The organism is Shewanella profunda (genome assembly GCF_023283765.1).
In the GTDB taxonomy this organism is placed as follows: Bacteria; Pseudomonadota; Gammaproteobacteria; order Enterobacterales; family Shewanellaceae; genus Shewanella; species Shewanella profunda.
In genome coordinates this window covers 1-20,829 of record NZ_JAKILG010000051.1, presented here as the reverse complement: position 1 = coordinate 20,829, position 20,829 = coordinate 1, and the positions used below count along the sequence as shown (strand labels likewise).

At 44.5% G+C, this 20,829-nt stretch carries 24 protein-coding genes; 16 read left to right on the top strand and 8 right to left on the bottom strand.

Annotated features, from left to right (window positions below):
- Positions 1-18: 18 nt before the first annotated feature.
- Positions 19-348 carry an iron donor protein CyaY gene (gene cyaY / locus L2744_RS18470; RefSeq protein ID WP_248993268.1) on the bottom strand — a complete coding sequence of 110 codons (330 nt, stop codon included), beginning with the start codon at positions 346-348 and terminating at the stop codon, positions 19-21.
- Positions 349-427: 79 nt separating this feature from the next.
- On the opposite strand from cyaY, the gene lptM reads away from it, so the two are divergent.
- The 7 genes from lptM (at position 428) to L2744_RS18435 (ending at position 5,919) form a co-directional block, all read left to right on the top strand.
- A complete protein-coding gene (lptM, locus tag L2744_RS18465; RefSeq protein WP_376711959.1) occupies positions 428-622 on the top strand; it encodes an LPS translocon maturation chaperone LptM in 195 nt (64 codons plus the stop codon).
- Positions 623-673: 51 nt separating this feature from the next.
- A complete protein-coding gene (gene lysA, locus L2744_RS18460; protein WP_248993266.1) occupies positions 674-1,918 on the top strand; it encodes a diaminopimelate decarboxylase in 1,245 nt (414 codons plus the stop codon).
- Between the two features lie 76 nt (positions 1,919-1,994).
- A complete protein-coding gene (gene dapF, locus L2744_RS18455; RefSeq protein WP_248993265.1) occupies positions 1,995-2,822 on the top strand; it encodes a diaminopimelate epimerase in 828 nt (275 codons plus the stop codon).
- Positions 2,819-3,454 (top strand): DUF484 family protein, encoded by a 636-nt coding sequence (locus tag L2744_RS18450; RefSeq protein WP_248993264.1) that lies wholly within the window; start codon positions 2,819-2,821, stop codon positions 3,452-3,454. The genes dapF and L2744_RS18450 overlap by 4 nt, the downstream gene beginning before the upstream one ends.
- An 84-nt stretch (positions 3,455-3,538) precedes the next feature.
- Positions 3,539-4,447 carry a tyrosine recombinase XerC gene (gene xerC / locus L2744_RS18445; RefSeq protein ID WP_248993275.1) on the top strand — a complete coding sequence of 303 codons (909 nt, stop codon included), beginning with the start codon at positions 3,539-3,541 and terminating at the stop codon, positions 4,445-4,447.
- Positions 4,447-5,169 (top strand): HAD-IA family hydrolase, encoded by a 723-nt coding sequence (locus L2744_RS18440; RefSeq protein ID WP_248993263.1) that lies wholly within the window; start codon positions 4,447-4,449, stop codon positions 5,167-5,169. Before xerC ends, L2744_RS18440 begins: the two co-directional genes overlap by 1 nt.
- Before the next feature lie 171 nt (positions 5,170-5,340).
- Positions 5,341-5,919 carry a HupE/UreJ family protein gene (locus tag L2744_RS18435; RefSeq protein ID WP_248993262.1) on the top strand — a complete coding sequence of 193 codons (579 nt, stop codon included), beginning with the start codon at positions 5,341-5,343 and terminating at the stop codon, positions 5,917-5,919.
- On the opposite strand, the gene L2744_RS18430 is transcribed toward L2744_RS18435, so the two are convergent.
- From L2744_RS18430 to L2744_RS18420, 3 genes are all read right to left on the bottom strand, one after another.
- Positions 5,902-6,423, bottom strand: a complete 522-nt coding sequence (locus tag L2744_RS18430; RefSeq protein WP_248993261.1) for an AlbA family DNA-binding domain-containing protein — start codon at positions 6,421-6,423, stop codon at positions 5,902-5,904. The two genes, L2744_RS18435 and L2744_RS18430, sit on opposite strands and share 18 nt — an antisense overlap.
- Before the next feature lie 127 nt (positions 6,424-6,550).
- Entirely contained in the window at positions 6,551-7,330 is a 780-nt protein-coding gene (ric, locus tag L2744_RS18425) for an iron-sulfur cluster repair di-iron protein (protein ID WP_248993260.1), read from the bottom strand.
- 406 nt (positions 7,331-7,736) lie between these two features.
- On the bottom strand, positions 7,737-8,084 hold the full coding sequence (locus tag L2744_RS18420) for a hypothetical protein (protein ID WP_248993259.1): 348 nt from the start codon (positions 8,082-8,084) through the stop codon (positions 7,737-7,739).
- Positions 8,085-8,628: 544 nt separating this feature from the next.
- On the opposite strand from L2744_RS18420, the gene L2744_RS18415 reads away from it, so the two are divergent.
- The 5 genes from L2744_RS18415 to L2744_RS18395 all read left to right on the top strand — a co-directional run bounded on the left by L2744_RS18415 (position 8,629) and on the right by L2744_RS18395 (position 11,958).
- Complete coding sequence (locus L2744_RS18415) at positions 8,629-9,912, top strand: tyrosine-type recombinase/integrase (protein WP_248993258.1); 1,284 nt, start codon at positions 8,629-8,631, stop codon at positions 9,910-9,912.
- Complete coding sequence (locus L2744_RS18410) at positions 9,899-10,507, top strand: hypothetical protein (RefSeq protein WP_248993257.1); 609 nt, start codon at positions 9,899-9,901, stop codon at positions 10,505-10,507. The genes L2744_RS18415 and L2744_RS18410 overlap by 14 nt, the downstream gene beginning before the upstream one ends.
- Before the next feature lie 83 nt (positions 10,508-10,590).
- Positions 10,591-10,782 (top strand): helix-turn-helix transcriptional regulator, encoded by a 192-nt coding sequence (locus L2744_RS18405; protein WP_248993256.1) that lies wholly within the window; start codon positions 10,591-10,593, stop codon positions 10,780-10,782.
- On the top strand, positions 10,779-11,057 hold the full coding sequence (locus tag L2744_RS18400; protein ID WP_248993255.1) for a hypothetical protein: 279 nt from the start codon (positions 10,779-10,781) through the stop codon (positions 11,055-11,057). Before L2744_RS18405 ends, L2744_RS18400 begins: the two co-directional genes overlap by 4 nt.
- Positions 11,058-11,394: 337 nt before the next feature.
- Positions 11,395-11,958 (top strand): YagK/YfjJ domain-containing protein, encoded by a 564-nt coding sequence (locus L2744_RS18395; RefSeq protein ID WP_248993254.1) that lies wholly within the window; start codon positions 11,395-11,397, stop codon positions 11,956-11,958.
- A gap of 514 nt (positions 11,959-12,472) precedes the next feature.
- Here L2744_RS18395 and L2744_RS18390 read toward each other — a convergent pair.
- The 4 genes from L2744_RS18390 to prmA all read right to left on the bottom strand — a co-directional run bounded on the left by L2744_RS18390 (position 12,473) and on the right by prmA (position 15,548).
- Positions 12,473-13,003: a hypothetical protein gene (locus L2744_RS18390; protein ID WP_248993253.1), complete on the bottom strand. Its 531-nt coding sequence runs from the start codon at positions 13,001-13,003 to the stop codon at positions 12,473-12,475.
- A 197-nt stretch (positions 13,004-13,200) separates the two neighbouring features.
- Positions 13,201-13,506 carry a DNA-binding transcriptional regulator Fis gene (gene fis / locus L2744_RS18385; protein ID WP_006083371.1) on the bottom strand — a complete coding sequence of 102 codons (306 nt, stop codon included), beginning with the start codon at positions 13,504-13,506 and terminating at the stop codon, positions 13,201-13,203.
- Between the two features lie 16 nt (positions 13,507-13,522).
- Positions 13,523-14,491: a tRNA dihydrouridine synthase DusB gene (dusB, locus tag L2744_RS18380; RefSeq protein WP_248993252.1), complete on the bottom strand. Its 969-nt coding sequence runs from the start codon at positions 14,489-14,491 to the stop codon at positions 13,523-13,525.
- Positions 14,492-14,666: 175 nt separating this feature from the next.
- Positions 14,667-15,548 (bottom strand): 50S ribosomal protein L11 methyltransferase, encoded by an 882-nt coding sequence (gene prmA, locus L2744_RS18375; protein ID WP_248993251.1) that lies wholly within the window; start codon positions 15,546-15,548, stop codon positions 14,667-14,669.
- Between the two features lie 454 nt (positions 15,549-16,002).
- Between prmA and L2744_RS18370 the strand changes: the two genes are divergently transcribed.
- From L2744_RS18370 to L2744_RS18355, 4 genes are all read left to right on the top strand, one after another.
- A complete protein-coding gene (locus L2744_RS18370; RefSeq protein WP_248993250.1) occupies positions 16,003-16,728 on the top strand; it encodes a fumarate reductase cytochrome b subunit in 726 nt (241 codons plus the stop codon).
- 192 nt (positions 16,729-16,920) lie between these two features.
- Complete coding sequence (locus tag L2744_RS18365; protein WP_248993249.1) at positions 16,921-17,592, top strand: fumarate reductase cytochrome b subunit; 672 nt, start codon at positions 16,921-16,923, stop codon at positions 17,590-17,592.
- 98 nt (positions 17,593-17,690) lie between these two features.
- Positions 17,691-19,697, top strand: a complete 2,007-nt coding sequence (locus L2744_RS18360; RefSeq protein WP_248993248.1) for a fumarate reductase flavoprotein subunit — start codon at positions 17,691-17,693, stop codon at positions 19,695-19,697.
- A complete protein-coding gene (locus L2744_RS18355) occupies positions 19,697-20,428 on the top strand; it encodes a fumarate reductase iron-sulfur subunit (RefSeq protein ID WP_248993247.1) in 732 nt (243 codons plus the stop codon). Before L2744_RS18360 ends, L2744_RS18355 begins: the two co-directional genes overlap by 1 nt.
- Positions 20,429-20,829: the final 401 nt, after the last annotated feature.

Sequence of the window (20,829 nt, the reverse complement as noted above, 5' to 3'; positions counted from 1 at the left end):
TTGTTATTTTGTCGTGTTTTAGAAGCTAAGTTTAATGCCGCCTTGGCGTAGTATAGAGTCTTGAACGAATGGCATAAATTCACCGCCATTACGCCCGTCTAGCCATTTGCCCTCTACAAAACTAAAGTGATAACCACCAAAACGCGTTGCCACCCAAATCTCATGCAAAGGTTCTTGCTTGTTGATCACGATTTTAGAACCATCGACAAATTCCAACTGCAGAACATTACCGCTGGCATCAATATCGACATCGGCATCTTGCTCATCAATTGCGGTTTCAATCGCGTTTTCTATGGCTTGGAACATGTCATCGGCGAGCTGGTGAAATTCTGTATCTGTCATAGCCATGCATTTCTGTCCTTTGCTTTCGTCAAGATGGGTGCGATTATAAGGCCATTAGTCACCAGATGCACAGATGTTGAGAAAAATGAGACTGTTTTTATTGTTATTGCTTGGTAGCCTATTCATTACTGCATGCGGTCAGAAAGGCCCTTTATATAAAAAGCCTGCGACCGAAGCGAGCCAGCCTAAAAAAGTCGCGGAACCTAAGCCAATGCTAAGTCCTGAAGAGCAGGCTGAAGTAACGACACAGACGCGAATCGCGACTGAAAAAACACGCTAATCAGCCTAACTAGAATCATTATCGCAACTAAGCGCAGTAAGGAATCGGACATTGGATCACTTTCTCTACCATAATAATGCCTTGTACGCCGAAGGTTGTCAGGTTGCTGATTTAGCCCAAACCTATGGTACACCGCTGTATATATATTCCCGTGCGACACTTGAGCGCCATTGGCATGCCTTTAATAATGCCGTAGCGGATCATCCGCATCTAATTTGTTATGCAGTAAAAGCCAACGCTAATTTGGCAGTGCTTAATGTGTTAGCGCGCTTAGGTAGTGGTTTCGATATCGTTTCGGGTGGTGAATTAGCCAGAGTGATTGAAGCGGGTGGCTCACCGGACAAAGTGGTTTTTTCTGGCGTGGGTAAAACCGTTGCCGAGATGGAGCAAGCGCTTAATCTGGGCATTTACTGTTTTAACGTCGAATCGAGTGCCGAGCTTGAGCAATTAAATGTGGTTGCGGGTGCTTTAGGTAAAGTGGCGCCTGTATCCTTGCGGATAAACCCCGATGTGGATGCAGGAACCCACCCTTATATCTCAACGGGTCTTAAGGAAAACAAATTCGGTATTGCTATGGATGAGGCCGAGACCGTATTCGCTCGTGCTCATTCTTTGCCACATCTACAAGTGAAAGGTGTCGATTGCCATATCGGCTCACAACTGACTGAAATCCAACCTTTCCTCGATGCCATGGATCGAATGCTTGCCTTAATTGATCGTCTGGCTGAGCAAGGTATTGTCATCGAGCATTTCGATGTAGGCGGTGGTTTAGGTGTGACCTACGATGATGAAACACCGCCGCATCCCGATGTATACGCCGCGGCTTTACTCCAGCGTTTAGGCAACCGTAAACTCAAACTCATTTTCGAGCCGGGCCGTGCCATTGCCGCAAATGCGGGGATTTTTGTCACCCAAGTTTTATACCTTAAAGAAAACAGCGACAAGCGTTTTGCGATAGTCGATGGCGCGATGAACGACTTGATCCGCCCCGCACTCTATAGCGCATGGCAGAATATTATCCCAGTCCAACCGAGGGACGCACAAAGCTATGCCTTTGATATTGTAGGACCAGTGTGTGAAACAGGTGATTTTTTAGGTAAGGATCGTCAACTTGCCTTAGCTGCGGGAGATTTACTTGCGGTGCGTTCGAGCGGCGCCTATGGTTTTGCTATGTCCTCCAATTACAATACTCGTCCCCGTGCGGCTGAGGTAATGGTGGATGGCGAGCAAGCTTTCTTAGTGCGTGAGCGAGAAAAATTGTCACAGCTCTGGCAAGGTGAGCAACTCCTGCCGTAAACTAGAAAAATTATATTGATTCAGGCGCTTGGTTTATTACTTAATGAACGGCGCCTCGGCTTAAAGGATAAGTATCTTGATCCAATTCACTAAGATGCACGGACTGGGCAACGATTTTATGGTGGTCGATGGGATCACGCAGAACGTTTTCTTTTCGCCTGAGCAGATCCGCCGTTTAGCCGACCGTAACTTTGGTATAGGTTTCGATCAGTTACTCTTGGTCGAGCCACCCTATGACCCCGATTTAGATTTTCACTATCGCATCTTCAACGCAGATGGCAGTGAAGTTGAACAGTGTGGTAATGGTGCCCGTTGTTTTGCCCGTTTTGTGCGTAATAAAGGGCTAACAAATAAGAATAAAATTCGTGTTAGCACCTCATCTGGCAAGATGACATTGCGTTTGGAGCGTGATGGTACTGTTACTGTGAATATGGGCGTACCGATACTTGAGCCAAGCCTAATCCCCTTTAAAGCCAAAAAGCCTGAAAAAACCTATTTACTGCAGACCGCGCAGCAAACCTTTTTATGTGGTGCGGCCTCCATGGGCAATCCGCACTGTGTGCTTGATGTGGAAGATGTGACCAGTGCCGCCGTTGCTGAGATTGGTGCTTTGCTGACAAAGCATGAACGCTTTCCGCGCGGAGTGAATGTCGGTTTTATGCAGGTGGTAAACTCTGGCCATATTAAACTGCGTGTTTATGAGCGCGGCGCTGCAGAAACCTTAGCCTGTGGCACGGGAGCTTGTGCTGCTGTGGTTGTTGGTCAAATACAAGGTAAACTTGATCAGCAAGTTCGGGTGGACTTACCGGGTGGCACTTTAACCATCAACTGGGAAGGCGAGGGTAAACCCCTGTGGATGACGGGCCCCGCACAACATGTTTACGATGGACAAATTCAGTTATGACAGAGCCTCTTATGCCGCAGATAAATCTTCCATTCGATGAACAGATTATTCGCGAGTATCTGCTGGATAATCCTGATTTTTTTAACCGTTATCCCGAACTATTGTTGGCAATGCGTTTGCCCCATACGGAACGTGGCGCGATTTCATTAGTTGAGCGACGCCAAGAACTGCTGCGCCAGCGAGTGAGTCTGCTGGAGGAAGAAATCACTAGCTTGCTGAGCATGGCAGCGCGTAATGAAAAAATCTATCTTTTCAATACTGAGTTGTCTTTCAAGCTATTGAATTGCGCAGATCTAATATCTCTTAAAGAAGTATTAGCTGACAACCTAAAGCAGCAGTTTAATTTTAGCCATGTGCGTTTGATCAGCGTTCTCGATGTGGGGGCCGATATGAAGGCCATTTGGGAGCAACGTCTGCGCAAGGGTCATTATTTTGGTCGTTTAACCCAGCAAGAAGCCAAGCGACTTTTTGGCGCCGAAGTAGGCTCTGTCGCCTTAGTGAAGTTAGCCGAAGATATTCCCGTTATTTTTGCTATCGCCAGCCAAGATGCAACCCATTTTCACCCAGATATGGATAACATGCTGCTCGAACAGCTACGCCGTTTATTGGTACATATGTTAGCTAAATTATGATTTCGTTTAGAACCTTGCTTGAAATAGCGTTCCAGAAAAGTCTATTTGACAGGCACTGATAAGGAAACCGATATGAGTACGCAAATGGGCGATATGTCGGACCTCAAGGTAACATGTCTGCAGAACTATGAGCGTTATTTACATTCAGAGCGACAGTTATCGGCCCACACAGTACGTAATTATCTCTATGAACTCAATCGTGCCAGCGCACTATTACCTGAAGATGTTACCTTGCTTAATGTAGGTCGAGAGCATTGGCAGCAAGTGTTGGCAAAGTTACATCGCAAAGGCTTGAGTCCTCGCTCGCTTTCCCTGTGTTTATCTGCGGTCAAACAGTGGGGGGAGTTTTTACTGCGGGAAGGGATGATAGCGGTTAATCCTGCCAAAGGACTCAGTGCACCTAAACAAGCCAAGCCATTACCAAAAAATATTGATGTCGATTCCATTACCCATTTGCTCGAAATCGAAGGCACAGATCCGTTAACGCTGCGGGATAAGGCCATGATGGAATTGTTTTATTCCAGCGGATTACGTCTTGCCGAGTTAGCGGCGCTCAATTTATCTAGTGTTCAGTACGATCTGCGTGAAGTTAGAGTGTTAGGTAAAGGCAATAAAGAGCGCATTGTGCCAGTAGGAAGTTATGCTATCAAGGCATTAGAGGCATGGCTTATATGCCGTCAGCTAATTCCCTGTGAAGATAAGGCGCTGTTTGTAACCGCAAAAGGCAAGCGATTATCTCATCGTAGTATTCAGGCTCGGATGGCAAAATGGGGACAGGAACAAGCATTATCTGTGCGAGTTCATCCCCATAAATTACGCCATTCTTTTGCGACTCATATGTTGGAGTCGAGTGCCGATCTGCGTGCAGTACAGGAATTATTAGGTCACGCAAACCTCTCTACTACACAAATTTACACCAGTCTAGATTTCCAACACTTAGCTAAGGTGTATGATAGCGCCCATCCTAGAGCGAAAAAACAGCAGGATAAATAATGCGTTGTTATCTTAGACCCCAAAATATTCAAGCGATCAGTTTCGATCTCGACGATACCCTGTACGATAATCAGCCCTATATTTTGAATGCCGAAGCCGAGTTAACTCAGTTTTTGCACCGGGCTTTTCCGCTAACGCAGGCATGGCAGTCCTTTGACTGGCGAAGGTTAAAACTGCAACTTTTACAACAAATTCCCGAATTGGCACATGATACGTCGGCGGCAAGAATTGCTACTCTTCGCCAAGGATTATTACAACTGGGCTATTGTGAAAGCGAAGCGGAACGGGGCGCGAAAGAAGGTTTAGATTGCTTTTATTTCCACCGTAGTCATTTTAAAGTTTCCGATACCGTGCTCTCATTGCTCAAGCAGTTATCAGGGCATTTTAGATTGGTTGGGATTACCAATGGCAATGTGGACCCTGAGCGAATTGGTCTTGGGGATGCCTTCGAGTTTGTCTTGCGCCCAGGCCAAGGTGTGCATATGAAGCCTGCTAAGGATATGTTTTACCTTGCTTGTACTCGGTTAGATATTGGGCCGCAACAACTTTTGCATGTGGGCGATAGCATGAATGCCGATGTGCGTGGTGCGCGATTAGCCGGTTGTCAGTCGGTTTGGCTTAATCCTAGTTTTGGACAAGTTGCATCATTGCCAATCGCCGCGCTTTTGCCCCATATGGAGATTGCCTCCTTAGATTCATTAGTCAAAATGCTAGTGTCATAGTGTCATAGTGTCATAGTGTCATAGTGTGGATTTGGTTAAGGCAACTAAGCCCCTAAGCTTTTGCCAATCTAAGGGTGATTAGGATCAAAGTTTGTATTTATTTTTTGCAGTAGAGTCTTGGCTATCATTTAACCTTATTAAAACAAAAACCTATTCACCAAGGATGCTGATATGGCACGTTTATGCTTATTGACTCTGCTGACATTATTATTTATTGCACCAGCATCAACCCATGAAATCCATTCTGGCGGTGGTTTTATGTCTGGATTTAATCATCCTGTGTTGGGGTTTGACCATCTGCTCGCTATGTTAAGCGTGGGGATGCTCAGTACACAACTCGGTGGCCGCGCGATTTGGACGGTTCCCTTAGCTTTTGTCACTTTTATGTTAGTAGGCGGCCTTTTAGGTTTATATGCTATTGCCGTGCCTTTCGTTGAAATTGGTATCGCTTTATCTGTGTTGTTACTCGGTCTTGCTATTGCATTTGACCGTCAGCTTCCGCTGTTATTTGCCATGGCTTTTGTTGGGGTATTTGCGATTTTTCATGGTCATGCCCATGGTACTGAAATGCCAGCGTTGGCGAGCCCGATGCTATATGCCCTAGGATTTTTATGTGGTACCGCAGTGATCCATTTAGGGGGGGTGATGATTGGACTGGGTATGCAGCGCATTACTGGTCAGCGTAAATTGATGCGCATTTCTGGTGCAGCAATAGCTGCTATGGGTGGTTATTTACTCGCAGGATTTTAAATTAACGTGCCTTGTCTGTTTATTGCAGTGATGGGCTCGTCTTAGTAATTGGTTTACCTGCCGGCGGCTTGCGTGCATGTCTGCGTCTCCCACCCGAAAATAAGTACCTGTGTAAGCATTGCCACCTATAAAAATGGGTTTTAAATGTTCTGGGGCCACAGGTACACGTATCCTGATCAGTTTTCTATTCATAATTTGGATAAGCTGAACATCTGAAATCTCGAGAATGTTGTGACTTGTGCGGTGCTGATCGTCGAGGATTTCCCAAAACTCCTGCAATACCGGTAAAGGGTTAGGAATTCCTTCAATGGTGAACTGACCGCGATCTTCCCGTACGCCGAGAATGATCTCGCCACCTAAGGTGTTGGCAAAAGAGCTATAGGTCGCCCAAATATCCTCGGGAAGTTGGCCTTGGCCGTCACGGCCACCCGCCAGTTTAAACTCCACCTGAGCCGATTCTTGTAAATCGGCGATATTATCGAGTGCAAAGGATTGAAATGTCATGGCAGCTTGTCCGTCAGCGGCACTTGAGTTTGTTGTAACATGCCAATGACTCAAAGGCCAGATCTGAGTCTAGCCTTTGGGTGCATGATTGGGCTAATCACCCAAGAGGATGGAGTGTGATAGTCAGTTATTGGGCCAAGTTTAAGCTCTTAGGAAATAATATATTATTTTCTAAATGAATATGTTGGTGCAGATCTGCTTCAAATTCAGCGAGCGTGGCATAGCATACTCGCCATGTTGTGCAGGCATATTCCGGTGGGGTAAAGTCATTGGTTAATTCGTGTAATTTCTGCAAAATTGCCCCAGCTTCTTCGTGTTCATGCTGCATTGCATTGATAGGATTGCCTATATGACCAAAGCAGCCTTCGATTTGCTCCCCCTGACTGAGGGCGCGAATTGCAGGAAAGAGTATTCTTTCTTCTTTCATTAAATGGGGCATTAAATCTTCAACTAAAGCACGAATCCAGCCAGCAAAGGGGACAACTTCAGCATAATGTTCACCGTGAGCCCGTACCATTTTTTCTGAATACTCAATGAGTAAAGGGGCTTTTTCCCGAACGTATTTATGGTGGGTTACTTCGATGTAATCAATGAGTTCACTAAGGGGTAACTGGTTTAATTTATCATCCTGTGATCCCAGCGATGCCATGGTATTCAGTGCATTTAACACCTCATCTGCATTCACACCTGCCCGTTCACAGGCCGTTGATAGCGGTTTACCGCCACCACAACAGAAATCGATACCAAATTGGCTAAATATATGGGCACGGCGAAAATCTTCGGCCACGAGTTCCCCGACTTTTCTATCTAACCAAGTGGACGAAACCGATGATTCTTGGTGATCTAATCGTTCCGATGATAAATCTGCAGCTGAAAGATCAGCATTTGATTGATGGGTAGTTGACATAGAAACACTCCAAAGCGGGCAATTATTTACATGCATATTATTTGCTGCTTTTGTTTTGATCAAGCAAACCCGACTAAAATACTCGGGAATTGCTATTGATGTCACAGTTAACAGCGTGAAATATTCCTTAGGGAGTAGGACGCATGCGCTCGAATCTTGAAGTGGATACATGAGTTAAGAGCGCTATTTGGGAGTCACTGGGCACCAACGGCTCTGTACAGTTTTTAAACGCCATGTACTTGTTCTATGTGTGGTAATCAACGCTATTACTGGGTTTCAAGTTTTCAGGAACTTCGGCAAAAATTGAGATGTATGTAAACGTGTAACATTACAGGACGTAAAGCGGCTCAAATGAGTGTTGGGTCGCTTTACTTTTTCTGGCAAATATTTCCTGAATGATTCAGTTTTAATACACCGTAAAGTCAAGCGGGTGTCGACCGTCTTCAATGCCTTCTGGCTCATCATCAATGATGTCCATTGACTCGTTATGAGCTTGCAGTTGCTCCAGAAACTCATCATCAAACGTAACAACTTCGTAGCCACTAGCTATAAGCGCTTGATATATAGCAAATGGAGAGCCGCTGTCATCCATTATTGCGCCACCAAGGTCGTCATGTTTACCGACCAGAAGTGATTTTACTGGCGCAGTCATGCTTACTGGATAAATCTCGTAAGCGACTGCTTTATATATTGATTCAAAATCGGAAGTTCTTATATCAAAGCAATCCACCATACCATTTACTATAAATAGCATTTTCAGATCCTTAAGGTTAGTTGTATGCTTTTTTTCGTCATTGATATGCTGTTTATTGTCTGGTGGCGTTGCCACAGGTTGTGGATTGACAGGAGCGACAATAGATTATTCTGGTGCAGAATTTTGGCTATCTAGCTCCTTATTTTTATAGTGTAGGTATCAGATTAGGCTTGAATTAACGGTTTTATTCAAATTTCTTTTTCCGATCATATCGCTAATTTTTAGTTGAGTAAGTTGGTGTAAGAACACTCAATACTGAGCGTTCAATTGACTCACGTAAGGGATACATATGGGGGTACATATAATGTGAAAAGGGGCTAACCATTACAGGTTAACCCCTTTCCTAACAATCAATTAATCTAGTTAGATTAATTCATGCCGTACAATCGTTTTTAGTGTATTTCGTTGTTTACCTTACTTTGCCTGAGTTTAACTAATCTATTTTAAAACAATATCTTAAATGTTGATTTGTTGTATATTGTTTATCCATGTTTAGGGTTAGACTATCAAGTGCGTGTAACCATGCGTGTAACCAGAGGTGAATATGGCAGGCAAGAATAAGTTAACTGATACAGCACTAAAGAAGCTATTAAGCGACAATTACGTAAAGGCCGTTACTCAAAGTGACGGGTTAGGGTTAAGTATTCGCGCTCGCCCCTCAAAGGTTAATAAGCAAAACAATTTAAATTGGCTTTTTCGCTACCGCATTGGTGACAGAACCACTAGCCCACATACCATCGTACTAGGCAACTATCCAGATTTAACGCTGGCTAAAGCTAGAGATAAACGTGACGAATGTCGGGCATGGTTGGCAGATGGTAAAGATCCTAAATTTGAAATAGCCCTTGCCATTGATAGAACAATTAAACCGATAACTGTAGAAGATGCGCTTAATTTTTGGATTGATGAATACGCCCTCGACAAACGAACTAACGCAATCAAACACAGACAGCAATTCAACAAATGGTTAGTACCAGAGTTAGGCCATTTACCCCTTGCCAGTATCCAAAAGCCCCACTGGATCAAAACAATCCGTAAGAGTTCAAAGCAATATCCTGTTGCGGCTGGCTACGTACTCAGGAATTTACAGCAAGCCCTTAAGTTTTGTGCCAAAAGAGGTTATGAGATAGACCGAAGCGTGTTTGATATTGAACTGGATGACATAGGTGCCAAAAAGCAAAACAAACGCTCACAGCGGCTTGTGGAGGATGATAGCTGGCAAAGGCTTGAGGATTTAGTTAAATGGCTGGATGCAGGCAAGATGATGCCTTATTACCGCAATCTTACATTGCTGCTCATCTCATTTGGTTGCCGAACTCAAGAGTTAAGGCTTGCACAAACCAAAGAGTTTAACTTTGATACTAAGGTTTGGACGGTTCCTGCAGCCCACAATAAAACCCGCGATAAAGACCAAGCCAAAGGCCAAAGTGGTGAGATAAAGCGCCCCATACCTGACGCGTTAATTCCTATGCTGAAATCATTGTGTGAGCAGCACAAGGGCGGTTATTTACTGGGTGAACTAAAGAGTGCAGAAGCGGTCAGCGGTTGGGGCGGCAAGATTTACAAGTTACTAGGCCATGATAATTCATGGAGCTTGCACGATTTAAGACGCACAGTTGCTACAGGGTTAAACGATATGGGCATTGCCCCTCATGTTGTAGAGGCGTTACTTGGTCACTCAATACAAGGCGTGGCGGGTATCTACAATCGCAGTCAGTACCTACCAGAAAAGTTAGATGCACTGAACACGTGGCAGGATAGGCTAGCTCTGCTACGAGGAGACACAAATAATGTGGTGATGCTAGGGAGGGCGAATGAAAAATTCTGAATTATCAATAGAACAGCATAGGTACCTTGATACGCTTTATGAGCAATTAACTGAACAAATGGATGTGTCTAGCTTTCGCTTTGAGCAATACAGCGCATTGAGGATAGAAGTACAAAACCTTGTTTTGAAATATTTTCAATTGAATGAGGCATGTTATTTAGAGGAAGCTTATTTGGCTTGCTATAAATATAAGATTTTGGTGCCAGTGCTTTTGGATGAAATAACAAAACTATTTTTAGATAAAAGGTGTGGTGAACATATTGTTGATCGTAAAAAGAAATCTAGCGTAAAGCCCCAAAAAGAAGCAGTTTTGTATCAAGCCTGTGTTGCGATTGCAAAGCTTGAACATTTGTGTGGTTTAACTAGGAAAGATGCTTGTGAGAGAGTTGCAGCACTTCTAGATATGATGTACCCCCAATTTACAATGAAAGGGTCTAGTCTAGATAAAAAACAAAAAGAAATTTATCCAGATTTGGAGATAAAGCGGATGTTGAATTATGTACCAGATGGTTGGAGTGCAGAACAAAAGAACAAATATTTGTCACATTTTCCTGTAAATATTCCACAAGCTTTAAAGGCTGATAATAGACGGTAGAATATTATTGCCAATTTTATTCCCTCATTGTTAAAAGACAAAGGTAGATAAAATGTAACGACAATAAACCAGAGGTACTTAATATGTTGTTACAGGAAAAGCTCGTTAATTTAAATTACGTGAAAGCCGCTACTTCTCTGAGCCGTACTCGAATCTGGCAGTTAGAAAGAGCAGGAGAGTTCCCACAAGGTCGCAGATTAACTAAACGCTGTGTTCGTTGGCTTGAATCGGATGTTCAAGCTTGGGTTCGTGGTGAATGGGAGGGCGTGCAATGAACTTCGTCCAAACATTACTGAAAGCCAATGCTAAGCGTTTCACCGCCAAGCAATATCAAGCATTGATGACTATTGCGGCTAATGGCGGTTACGACTATCGCAAAGAATATGAATTCCAAGATCACCGAATACCTTACTTACCTTCATTTATACAGCGTGTTGAATCCAAACTGGCTGCAATAGGCTTATTCATTGACTCAAGGTCTGCCAATGATGGTTCAAGGCGAAAGATTTACTCAATCGTCCCCTTAAAACAAAACGCCCCTGACCAATAAGCCAAGGGCATTTCGTGAACTTGCTGGTGGTGTGAAGTTTGGCGACCAAGCGTCACCAGCTTTTAAAGGGTAAGCCTATTATGTGTTCATATCAAGTTGAAAACTCACATAACAAACCGAACAAAAAGTTAGCGACTACTATCGTTAAAACTATTGCTGTGTATGGTGTGAACAAGCTAAAACAACCCTTACCACCTTGTTACCCCTCAAATGATAGCGGTCTGTATTGGCATGAAGTGCCGCCAGTAAAGGAAAGTTGGCAGGAAAGGCGAGTTAAATCAGCTCGGATATTAATAATATCTATTGTCTTAGTCGCTATTGTCTTAAGCATCTTTAAATGAAGTATGTGAGTTATCAAGAATACATTGAACATGGTGGTGAGGTGTACAGGGTGCAGGCTAAGCCATCAGGTATTCACACTAAGCCATTTAAGACCTTTCTTGATGAATTAGCTTGGATGGTAAGCCGACATTCTAGAGTGTTCCTGTACCGTTTTGACTTACGTTTTGCTGACGATAAGAGCGCAACAAAAGATTCTTTTTTGATGAGTATTTTTTTTAGGCGATTAAGGCGACAGCTTGAGCGGCATTATAAAACAAAAGATGTTGGCTATTCATGGGCTAGAGAAATAGAAAAGGCCAAGCAGCAACATTATCACTGTGTATTAATGATGGACGGGAATCGAATACATCACCCAAGGGCTTTAAGTATTAAAATAAAGAAAATATGGTTGGAAATCTCAGGAGGTAGCCCTTACTGGTCACGCTGGCATTTCTTTCATAGGTTAGATTTTAAGAAACAACACAAAGCAATTTATCACAGTTCATATCTATTTAAAGTTAGGGGGAAAGGATATAAACCAAAGCAAGCTAGGGATTACGGGCATTCACGATTATGTTAGAGATGTTGTGAGTCACTGTGATGCAGTGAGTGATCAAGCATTGGTTGCTGCGCGTTTAATGGTTAGTGGAGCTAGCTTTGAAGATACAATAATGCGTTCAGATGATCCAGAGTGGCGTTACCTAGTGGCTAAGGTTTATCGGTACTAGCCCTTAGTTGTTAAAGTAAGCGAAAAGCAGAAGGAAGAATTTGTTAAGTCGTTTGCTCAAGGCAATTAGTTCTATGTCATAAGGGAAATGGATAACCATAAGAAAACACTAAGAATCCTAATGTTACCCTAAGAATTTTAAACTACTTGATGAAAAGCTTTACGTACCCAGATATGTAGAAACTAGGGAAGGTGCGAACAAGTCATGTGGCACGAAAATGCTATCTTGTAACCATTTGATAATTAATGGTTAAAATTTTCATTTTTTATTCACTGGATACTTATTCGCACCTTCCCTAAGAGCTTACTGCAATTAAAAATCCACTAGAATAAATTAATGAGCCGATTTAATAATCTATCCCATTTTTTAAATGTTTTGCTCAATAGCTGCAATAAAAGGAGTGAGTTTTGAATTTATTGATGCAAAAACGCTTTTACCAAAACTAGACACTGAATATGAGTTAAGCATTTCAACTTTCATTTTGACCAAGTCACCCTTCGAAATTTTTTCAAAATCTCTTTTTGATATGACAAAAGCTGCTGTCGAGCGGTTGGGTAAATTTAAAGTCGCTGTATGCCCTAAATCAACATTAGTTATGCCCACTTTTTTGATGTTATCAATGATTTCACCATCAACATTAAAGGCTAACCCACTGACGGTTTCAATCCCTGCAACCCCTGCATACAAGTAAATGACATCTGGCGTTTGTTTAGCCCATTTGAAAGCTAAAGTATGTTTTGCTTCTGACATTGAGGAGGCTGCACTTACAGGCGCTTGAATTACTTCTAAACTTCCGTCAAACGCATTTTGTTGAATTTTAACTGATGGGGTTAATGCATCATTCATTGAGGTACAGGCTGTGAGTGTTAAGCACAGTGCAATCGCTAGTTTTTTCATAAAATTCCATTTTCATTGTGAGTAGGTATCAACGTAGTCAAGTTAGCATAAATACTTAACAGATTTTAATTACGTAGGATGATTATTTCTAATGTATGGAATATGGCTGCGTGTAACCATGTGTGTAACCATTAAAATAAAGCGGGCTTATCATTGCTAATAAGCCCGTTTCCTAACAATCACTTAGTCCTTTCGGATTAGTTCATGCCGTACTTTTTCAATTTCTTACGCAGAGTACCACGGTTGATACCTAGCATGTTTGCTGCGCGGGTTTGGTTGCCACGAGTGTGTTGCATGATGATGTCAAGTAGAGGCGCTTCTACTTCGCTTAGCACCATTTCATAAACTTCTTGTGCTTCCTGACCGTCCAACTGTGCGAAGAAGTTAGTTACGGCACGCTTGACAGCGTCACGTAATAACTGGGGCTTGATAGTGCCGTTTGCTGTTTCGATTTTGCCAACGGTAAGCTGGTGAACTTCTGTATTAGTTGTCTGATCAAACATTCTATTCTGCTCTTTATTAATTCTGTGCTAATTCATCAAAATAACATTCCACGAGGGAATACTGTTCTGCAGCGGTTTCCAGCCGATTAAAGTCAGCCCTAAATTGGCGCTGAGCTTCTTGGTCTAGGTACCATCCAATATGTTTTCTAGCGAAGCGGATACCCTTGTATTCGCCATATAAATCATACAGTTTGGTGAGGTGTTCCAGCATGACTTCACGTTGCTGGGCGACCTCAATGGGCGCTAGCTTATTACCCGTCTCCAAGTAGTGCTGGATTTCTCTGAAAATCCAAGGTCGTCCTTGAGCACCCCGTCCTATCATCAGAGCATCGACACCGGTGTAGTCCAGCACAAAGCGGGCCTTTTCCGGACTGTCGATATCCCCATTTGCGACGACAGGAATCGAGACATTCTGTTTGATTGCTTTTATGGTGTCGTACTCGGCGTAGCCTTTGTACATGCATTGCCTTGTGCGACCGTGAACGGCGAGCGAGGCAATGCCACAATCCTCTGCAATCTGGGCGATTTGAACACCATTCTTGTGTTCTGGAGCCCAACCTGTGCGAATCTTTAACGTGACGGGCACATTCACTGCGGCGACCACGGCTTGTAAAATTGCTTTTACCAGCGGCGGATTTTGCATCAGCGCTGAGCCTGCCAGCTTTTTATTCACTTTTTTTGCAGGGCAACCCATGTTGATATCAATGATATGGGCGCCTTGTTCAACGTTGAACAGAGCGGCCTGTGCCATTAAATCAGGATCGGCCCCTGCAATTTGCACTGAGCGGATGCCTTCCTCGCCAGAATGCATCATGCGTTGGCGGCTTTTATCCGTATCCCAAACATCAGGATTAGATGAAAGCATCTCTGACACCGCAAGGGCTGCGCCATAACGAAGACAGAGATTACGGAAGACTTGATCGGTGACACCTGCCATTGGTGCCACGATCAGCTGATTCTTCAGTTGATAGGGTCCAATCTGCATTCTATGTCTCACCTTAGCTCTTCAAAGGGGCGCTATAGTAGCCCTTTTTGATGGCCGTGAAAAGGTCAATAAATGACCTAGGCGCAATTTTTTTTCTTGACTTTTAAGTGTTGAGAAGTAATTGGCAAAATCTGCCGAAGCCAGCAATGGCGCATGTTAGGCCATGGCATTACTGCTATTTACGCTTACCTGTCAAGCGACTCCAGTCTTCTTTGTGAGCTGCTTCGTCCATATCGAACCATTGGCTGTAGAAGTCAGAGATTTCTTGGGCTTGTTCTTTGAGTAGGCCTGAAAGGGCTAATTTCCCACCACTCTTTACGCGTTCTGCGATAAGTGGTGCAAGTTCACGCAGTGGGCCTGCGAGGATGTTAGCAACTAATACATCAGCCTTAAGATCGACGGGTTGATTTTCTGGCAAGTACAACGCCAGCTTGTCGGCCACGTCATTACGTTCGGCGTTAGCACGTGAGGCGTCGATGGCTTGATAGTCGATATCGATACCTGTAACTTTTTTCGCCCCCAGTTTCAGTGCGGCCACGGCTAAGATGCCGGAGCCACAACCAAAGTCGATCACTTCTTCATCGCTTAAATCTAGGCTGTCTAGCCACTCTAAACAGAGCGCTGTAGTAGGATGAGTGCCTGTGCCGAAGGCTAGACCCGGATCTAAGATCACATTGACTGCGCTCGGATCGGGTATTTCGCGCCAGCTTGGGCAGATCCATAAACGTGAGCCAAATTGGATTGGGTGGAAGTTATCCATCCACTCGCGTACCCAGTCTTTATCGTCAATTTGTTCGACCTTGTGACTGAAGTTCTCACCGAGGAAAGGCAAGGTTTTCAGCATTTCAATGGTCGGTGCTAGGTCGGTTTCAGCGTCGAATAGGGCGACGACTACGGTGTCACGCCACAGTGGGGTTTCACCCAGTTTAGGTTCAAAAATCGGCGTGTCTTTACCGTCTTCGAAGGTGATAGAGACTGAGCCTTCTTCCATGAGTAAGTCGCTGATGGTTTCAGCGTCATCGCTATTGGTGTTTATGCGGAGTTGGATCCAAGGCATGGGGGCATCCTGTGACTAAGTGTTCAAAGGCTAAGGGTTCAAAATATCGCGGTATTGTATACCCAAACTATCTCAAAATGCAGGATTAGGCAGGAATTTAAAGCGCTTTAGTCAAGGTGGCTTGGGTATAACCATAGTTTAGGGGTCAGCTAATGGGTATCGAGGCATTGAGCTTTTGTCTGTGCAGACAAGGTGTTAGTGGCCGAGTGCGGATTAGTACTCAAAAACGGATTGTCAGTTTTATTTTTTAGCATAACCATATGAAATTTATTGGTTAATTGGTTTTACCTTTGTTTGGCTTTATATTGAGTTTTGTGATCTCCTTCTAAGGGTTACATTCTGCCGGGTGAGGTGGCTCACATTTTAAATCTGTGACGCTGAACGCCGATTTTTGTTGCTGCTATGGTGTAGTTTGCCAAGAGGTGCCAATAATAAACACATAGGTATATGCGAAATGACAAGCGTAACTCGAGTTCACAATAGGGTGACTACACCAGCGTTAGGACACCCTTGGTCGGCTAAGGCGGATAGATTACAGAGCGCCACGGGTTTAATGCTTGGGGGTTTCCTATTACTGCATATGCATATTGAGTCGAGTATTCTGCTGGGTAAAGACGCATTTTACCATGTAGTACAGTTCTTCGAAGGTGGCATGTTCAGTAGTACTGGCCATGGTTTTCCTATAGTGACTAAAATATTTTCTGTATTTATGTTACTCGTGGTGATTACCCATGCTGCGGTGGCGCTTAGGCGGTTCCCCGCACAGCTAGGGCAGTGGCGTGCGCTCCGTTCACATTTGGGGGGAATTAAACACAAAGATACCCACGCTTGGTTTTGGCAGCTTATCACTGGTTTTATTCTATTTTTCCTTGTGCCAGTGCACCTTTTCACCATGATTACTAATCCAGAAATTGGTCCGCATTTATCGGCCGAGCGTGTGTATCACAATAATGCTTGGTTACTCTATGCACTTCTACTACCTGCAGTTGTGATACATGCCATGATTGGTTTGTATCGCGTGTCGGTTAAGTGGGGATTCACGACCAAGCGTTCTGGTCTGCGTAAAGTCATTAAGGTCTTGATTATCTATTTATTGTGCCTTGGTACTGCGAGCTTAATTTCATACCTTTTTATTGGAAGTGAGTTAAGTCTTCCCGTGCAGCCATTTGTTCCTAAGTAGGGATTGGGCTTGTCGCATACTACACCTGTAAAGCAGAGTTTTATTTCACTGCTAATATTTAAGCATTTGGTTAATTATTTATCTCTTGATTGATCTGTCTCAGGTTTTTTGATGGATATGTGAGCGATATTGACTTTTAGCTTTGGACTTAATGGGATTGGCTCAATGAGGTCAATGGGCGAGGTACGTGAAATGGCGATCAATTTAAAAATAAAAAAATGGAGTGCTTGGCTTGATTTAAGCCAGAGTTTATCGGGTGTCATTCTTGCTGTCTTTTTGTGGACCCACTTAGTGTTAGTGTCATCGATTTTATTGGGTGCAGATGCCATGAGTTGGGTAGCGCGCGCAATGGAGCTGAGTTTTCTGTCCTCTGATGGTCATGGTTACCCCTGGGTGGTTACTTGTATCGCCATGGGTATTGCTGTTTTGGCTTTCGTCCATGTGGTAGTGGCGCTACAAAAATTGCCCATGAATTTGCATCAGCAAAGGGCGCTACGGCAACAAATGCAGGTTATTAACCACAGCGATACTCGCTTGTGGCGTTGGCAGGCGCTGACTGGTGTAGTGATTTTATTGCTGCTACCCGTGCATTTGTGGCTTATCGGCTCAGCACCCGAAACCATTGGTCCCCAAGGCAGCGCCGACAGAATTTGGAACCAAGGTGTGTGGATGCTGTACTTACCATTACTGCTTACAGTGGAATTGCATGCGGCCATTGGCATTTATCGTGTGGCATTGAAATGGGGGGCGGCGAGGGATCTCAATAGTCGTGCTCGGTTACGAAAAGTGAAGACAATCATCAGTGTGGTATTTGTCACTGTGGGTATTGCGTCACTGCTGGCATTTTTACCACACGCAGGTTAAGCCTGTAATAAATTGAATCAAAAACAAAAAAAGCGTTATAGCATAAATAAAATGAGAATAAACCCGACAACAATAGCAGATCCCGTTAAGGAGCAGGCGTGAAACTGATTTATACCGATTCATTAGTGGTAGGAGCCGGACTTGCCGGTTTAAGGGTAGCCATTGCCTCGAAAGAACGCGGGCTAGACACCTTAGTCCTATCGCTTATTCCTGCTAAACGTTCACACTCGGCTGCAGCGCAAGGGGGAATGCAGGCGAGTTTAGGGAATGCCGTTAAGGGTATGGGCGATGATGAAGATGTGCACTTTCAAGATACGGTAAAGGGCTCAGACTGGGGCTGCGATCAAGAAGTTGCGCGTATGTTTGCTCATTGTGCACCTAAAGCCGTACGTGAACTGGCTAATTGGGGCGTGCCTTGGTCAAGGGTGACCGCAGGCCCAAGGGAAGTGATCGTTAATGCGCAAAAGGTCACTCTCCATGAGGCCCAGGAAGCCCATGGTCTTATCAATGCCCGTGATTTTGGTGGTACCAAAAAATGGCGTACTTGCTATACGGCAGATGGTACAGGCCATTCGTTATTGTATGCGATGGATAACAAAGCGATTTCCATGGATATTCCCGTCCATGAGCGCATCGAAGCTCTGGCTCTCATTCACGATGGCAAACGTTGCCATGGCGTAGTTGCCCGTTGTTTGATTACGGGTGAGCTACGCGCTTATGTGGCTAAATCCACTACAATTGCCACTGGCGGTTATGGGCGTATTTATGAAGTATCAACAAACGCCATTATCTGTGAAGGTGTTGGGCATGCGCTGGCTTTAGAAACCGGTGTAGCGACTCTAGGTAATATGGAGGCGGTGCAATTCCATCCTACGGCTATCGTACCAGTGGGTATTCTCACCACTGAAGGTTGCCGCGGTGATGGTGGATTATTGCTGGATAAAGACGGTTATCGTTTTATGCCGGATTATGAGCCCGATAAAAAAGAACTCGCGTCGCGGGATGTCGTATCACGCCGGATGACAGAACATATACGCAAAGGTAAGGGAGTCGATAGTCCTTATGGACCGCATTTGTGGCTGGATATTACCCTTCTAGGTCGCAAACACATCGAAACTAACCTTAGGGAAGTGCAGGAAATTTGTGAGAATTTCCTCGGCATCGATCCTGCTAAGGATTGGATCCCCGTACGCCCAACTCAGCATTACTCCATGGGCGGGATCCGTACTAACGCTACGGGCGAGAGTCCACAACTCAAAGGATTATTTAGCGTTGGTGAGGCGGCCTGCTGGGATATGCACGGTTTTAACCGTTTAGGGGGGAACTCGCTAGCGGAAACTGTGGTTGGCGGCATGATTATCGGTAAATATGTTGCTGATTTTTGTGAAAACAACAGTCTAGAAATCAACACCCAGCTTGCTGAGAAGTTTATGAAGCAAGTGCAAGATGAAATCGATACGTTAGTGGATGGCGATGGTACTGAGAGTCCCTTCGAGCTCAAGCGCGAAATGCAGCGCATCATGATGGATTATGTGGGGATATTCCGTAATGGCCCTGAACTCGATAAAGCCGTTGCCGAGCTTAAAGTATTGCTTGAGCGTTCGCGCAAGCTTGGGCTTAAGTGTAAAAAACGTCACGCCAATCCAGAACTAGTGGAAGCATTACGGGTTAAACGTATGCTCAAAGTGGCGCTCACAGTGGCCTGCGGTGCGGCGGCACGTACCGAAAGCCGTGGCGCCCACGCCCGTGAGGATTATCCGCAGCGAAATGACAGAGATTGGCTGAATCGCACTTTGGCGAGCTGGCCTGATGCCAATGCACTCGAACCTGTGCTTAATTACGAAGCGCTCGATGTGATGAAGATGGAATTACCGCCGGGTTATCGTGGTTATGGCATTAACAACGCCATAGTGCATCCAGATACCGAGAAGCGTGAGCAGCAAATTGCGGGGATTTTAGCTGAGCTAGGGGAAGATGCTGATCGCTATCAAAGGCAGCGAGCCCTTATGCCATTTGAGTTACCCGAGAGTTTGCAACCCAATAATGAACGTCTAAGTGATACCTTAAAAACACCATCTGCCAATGCGTTAGGAGAAAAATCATAATGAGCCAAGGTCGCCAGTTAACCTTTAATATTTTTCGTTATGATCCGCAGGAGCCAAACGACAAGCCCAAGATGGTGCGTTATCAGTTAACAGAAACGCCGGGGATGACGGTATTTATTGCACTCAATAAACTGAGGGAAGAGCAAGATACCTCTTTGCAGTTCGACTTTGTTTGCCGTGCGGGTATCTGTGGCAGTTGTGCTATGGTCATCAACGGTTTTCCAACCTTAGCTTGCCGTACCTTAACCGCCAAATACCCTAAGGGTGAAATCACCTTAATGCCGTTGCCAGGCTTTGAATTGATTGGTGATTTATCGGTGAATACGGGTAAGTTTATGCGTGAATTGGCCGAGCGCTTAAAGTTGTGGCTGCACCCTAAAGCTAATGATATTAATGTGCATCGACTCGAAGATCCCATGGATCCAGACGAAGCGGCGCGTTTATATGAGTTGGAGCGATGCGTTGAATGTGGTGTGTGTGTTTCTGCCTGTGCGACTAAACAAATGCGTGAAACCTTTGTCGGCGCCGTGGGCATGATGAAAATCGCCCGTTTCGAGATGGATAGTCGCGATGCCCGCACAGCAGAGGATTTTTACCATGTGATTGGTAATCAGGATGGAGTGTTTGGCTGTATGACCTTGCTCGGCTGCCAAGATAACTGTCCAAAAGATTTACCGCATATGCAACAAATCGCTTATCTGCGTCGTAAAATGGCTATGACGTTGGTGTAAAAGCAGTCCCTAGGAACTAGGGCAGCTTCGCTGAAAGCTAAGAAGGACGCTTCGCTGCTAGGACGTTGCTCGATAACTGCTCCTCACTCTTTCTAATTAAAGAGTTCTACCTCCTGCATCTGACCACCATGGAAGGTGGAAATGCCATATTTTGTATGGAACAAAATTGACCATGCAGTCGTACGCTCTTTCTAGAACCTAGAACCTAGAACCTAGAACCTAGAACCTAGAACCTTCGTTGATCTACCAGGCACAAAAAAGCCGCATAATGCGGCTTTTAGTTTAGAGATTGACCCGTCCTAAATAGCGTTGACACTTTTCAAACTCATTTTGGAGAGTGTAATGACTTCAACAATTAAACGAACTCAACGTGACTATTCCCTCGCTTTTAAATTGGCCGT

What these genes read in the sequence shown, in the direction of transcription:
- fis (WP_006083371.1), bottom strand. Translation starts at nt 13,506, where the DNA reads ATGTTTGATCAGACAACTAATACAGAAGTTCACCAGCTTACCGTTGGC.
- L2744_RS18435 (WP_248993262.1), top strand. Translation starts at nt 5,341, where the DNA reads ATGGCACGTTTATGCTTATTGACTCTGCTGACATTATTATTTATTGCA.
- L2744_RS18365 (WP_248993249.1), top strand. Translation starts at nt 16,921, where the DNA reads ATGGCGATCAATTTAAAAATAAAAAAATGGAGTGCTTGGCTTGATTTA.
- xerC (WP_248993275.1), top strand. Translation starts at nt 3,539, where the DNA reads ATGGGCGATATGTCGGACCTCAAGGTAACATGTCTGCAGAACTATGAG.
- cyaY (WP_248993268.1), bottom strand. Translation starts at nt 348, where the DNA reads ATGGCTATGACAGATACAGAATTTCACCAGCTCGCCGATGACATGTTC.
- L2744_RS18355 (WP_248993247.1), top strand. Translation starts at nt 19,697, where the DNA reads ATGAGCCAAGGTCGCCAGTTAACCTTTAATATTTTTCGTTATGATCCG.
- L2744_RS18395 (WP_248993254.1), top strand. Translation starts at nt 11,395, where the DNA reads ATGAAGTATGTGAGTTATCAAGAATACATTGAACATGGTGGTGAGGTG.
- L2744_RS18370 (WP_248993250.1), top strand. Translation starts at nt 16,003, where the DNA reads ATGACAAGCGTAACTCGAGTTCACAATAGGGTGACTACACCAGCGTTA.
- L2744_RS18430 (WP_248993261.1), bottom strand. Translation starts at nt 6,423, where the DNA reads ATGACATTTCAATCCTTTGCACTCGATAATATCGCCGATTTACAAGAA.
- L2744_RS18405 (WP_248993256.1), top strand. Translation starts at nt 10,591, where the DNA reads ATGTTGTTACAGGAAAAGCTCGTTAATTTAAATTACGTGAAAGCCGCT.
- L2744_RS18400 (WP_248993255.1), top strand. Translation starts at nt 10,779, where the DNA reads ATGAACTTCGTCCAAACATTACTGAAAGCCAATGCTAAGCGTTTCACC.
- L2744_RS18410 (WP_248993257.1), top strand. Translation starts at nt 9,899, where the DNA reads ATGAAAAATTCTGAATTATCAATAGAACAGCATAGGTACCTTGATACG.
- L2744_RS18420 (WP_248993259.1), bottom strand. Translation starts at nt 8,084, where the DNA reads ATGCTATTTATAGTAAATGGTATGGTGGATTGCTTTGATATAAGAACT.
- dusB (WP_248993252.1), bottom strand. Translation starts at nt 14,491, where the DNA reads ATGCAGATTGGACCCTATCAACTGAAGAATCAGCTGATCGTGGCACCA.
- prmA (WP_248993251.1), bottom strand. Translation starts at nt 15,548, where the DNA reads ATGCCTTGGATCCAACTCCGCATAAACACCAATAGCGATGACGCTGAA.
- L2744_RS18440 (WP_248993263.1), top strand. Translation starts at nt 4,447, where the DNA reads ATGCGTTGTTATCTTAGACCCCAAAATATTCAAGCGATCAGTTTCGAT.
- L2744_RS18415 (WP_248993258.1), top strand. Translation starts at nt 8,629, where the DNA reads ATGGCAGGCAAGAATAAGTTAACTGATACAGCACTAAAGAAGCTATTA.
- ric (WP_248993260.1), bottom strand. Translation starts at nt 7,330, where the DNA reads ATGTCAACTACCCATCAATCAAATGCTGATCTTTCAGCTGCAGATTTA.
- lptM (WP_376711959.1), top strand. Translation starts at nt 428, where the DNA reads ATGAGACTGTTTTTATTGTTATTGCTTGGTAGCCTATTCATTACTGCA.
- L2744_RS18390 (WP_248993253.1), bottom strand. Translation starts at nt 13,003, where the DNA reads ATGAAAAAACTAGCGATTGCACTGTGCTTAACACTCACAGCCTGTACC.
- L2744_RS18450 (WP_248993264.1), top strand. Translation starts at nt 2,819, where the DNA reads ATGACAGAGCCTCTTATGCCGCAGATAAATCTTCCATTCGATGAACAG.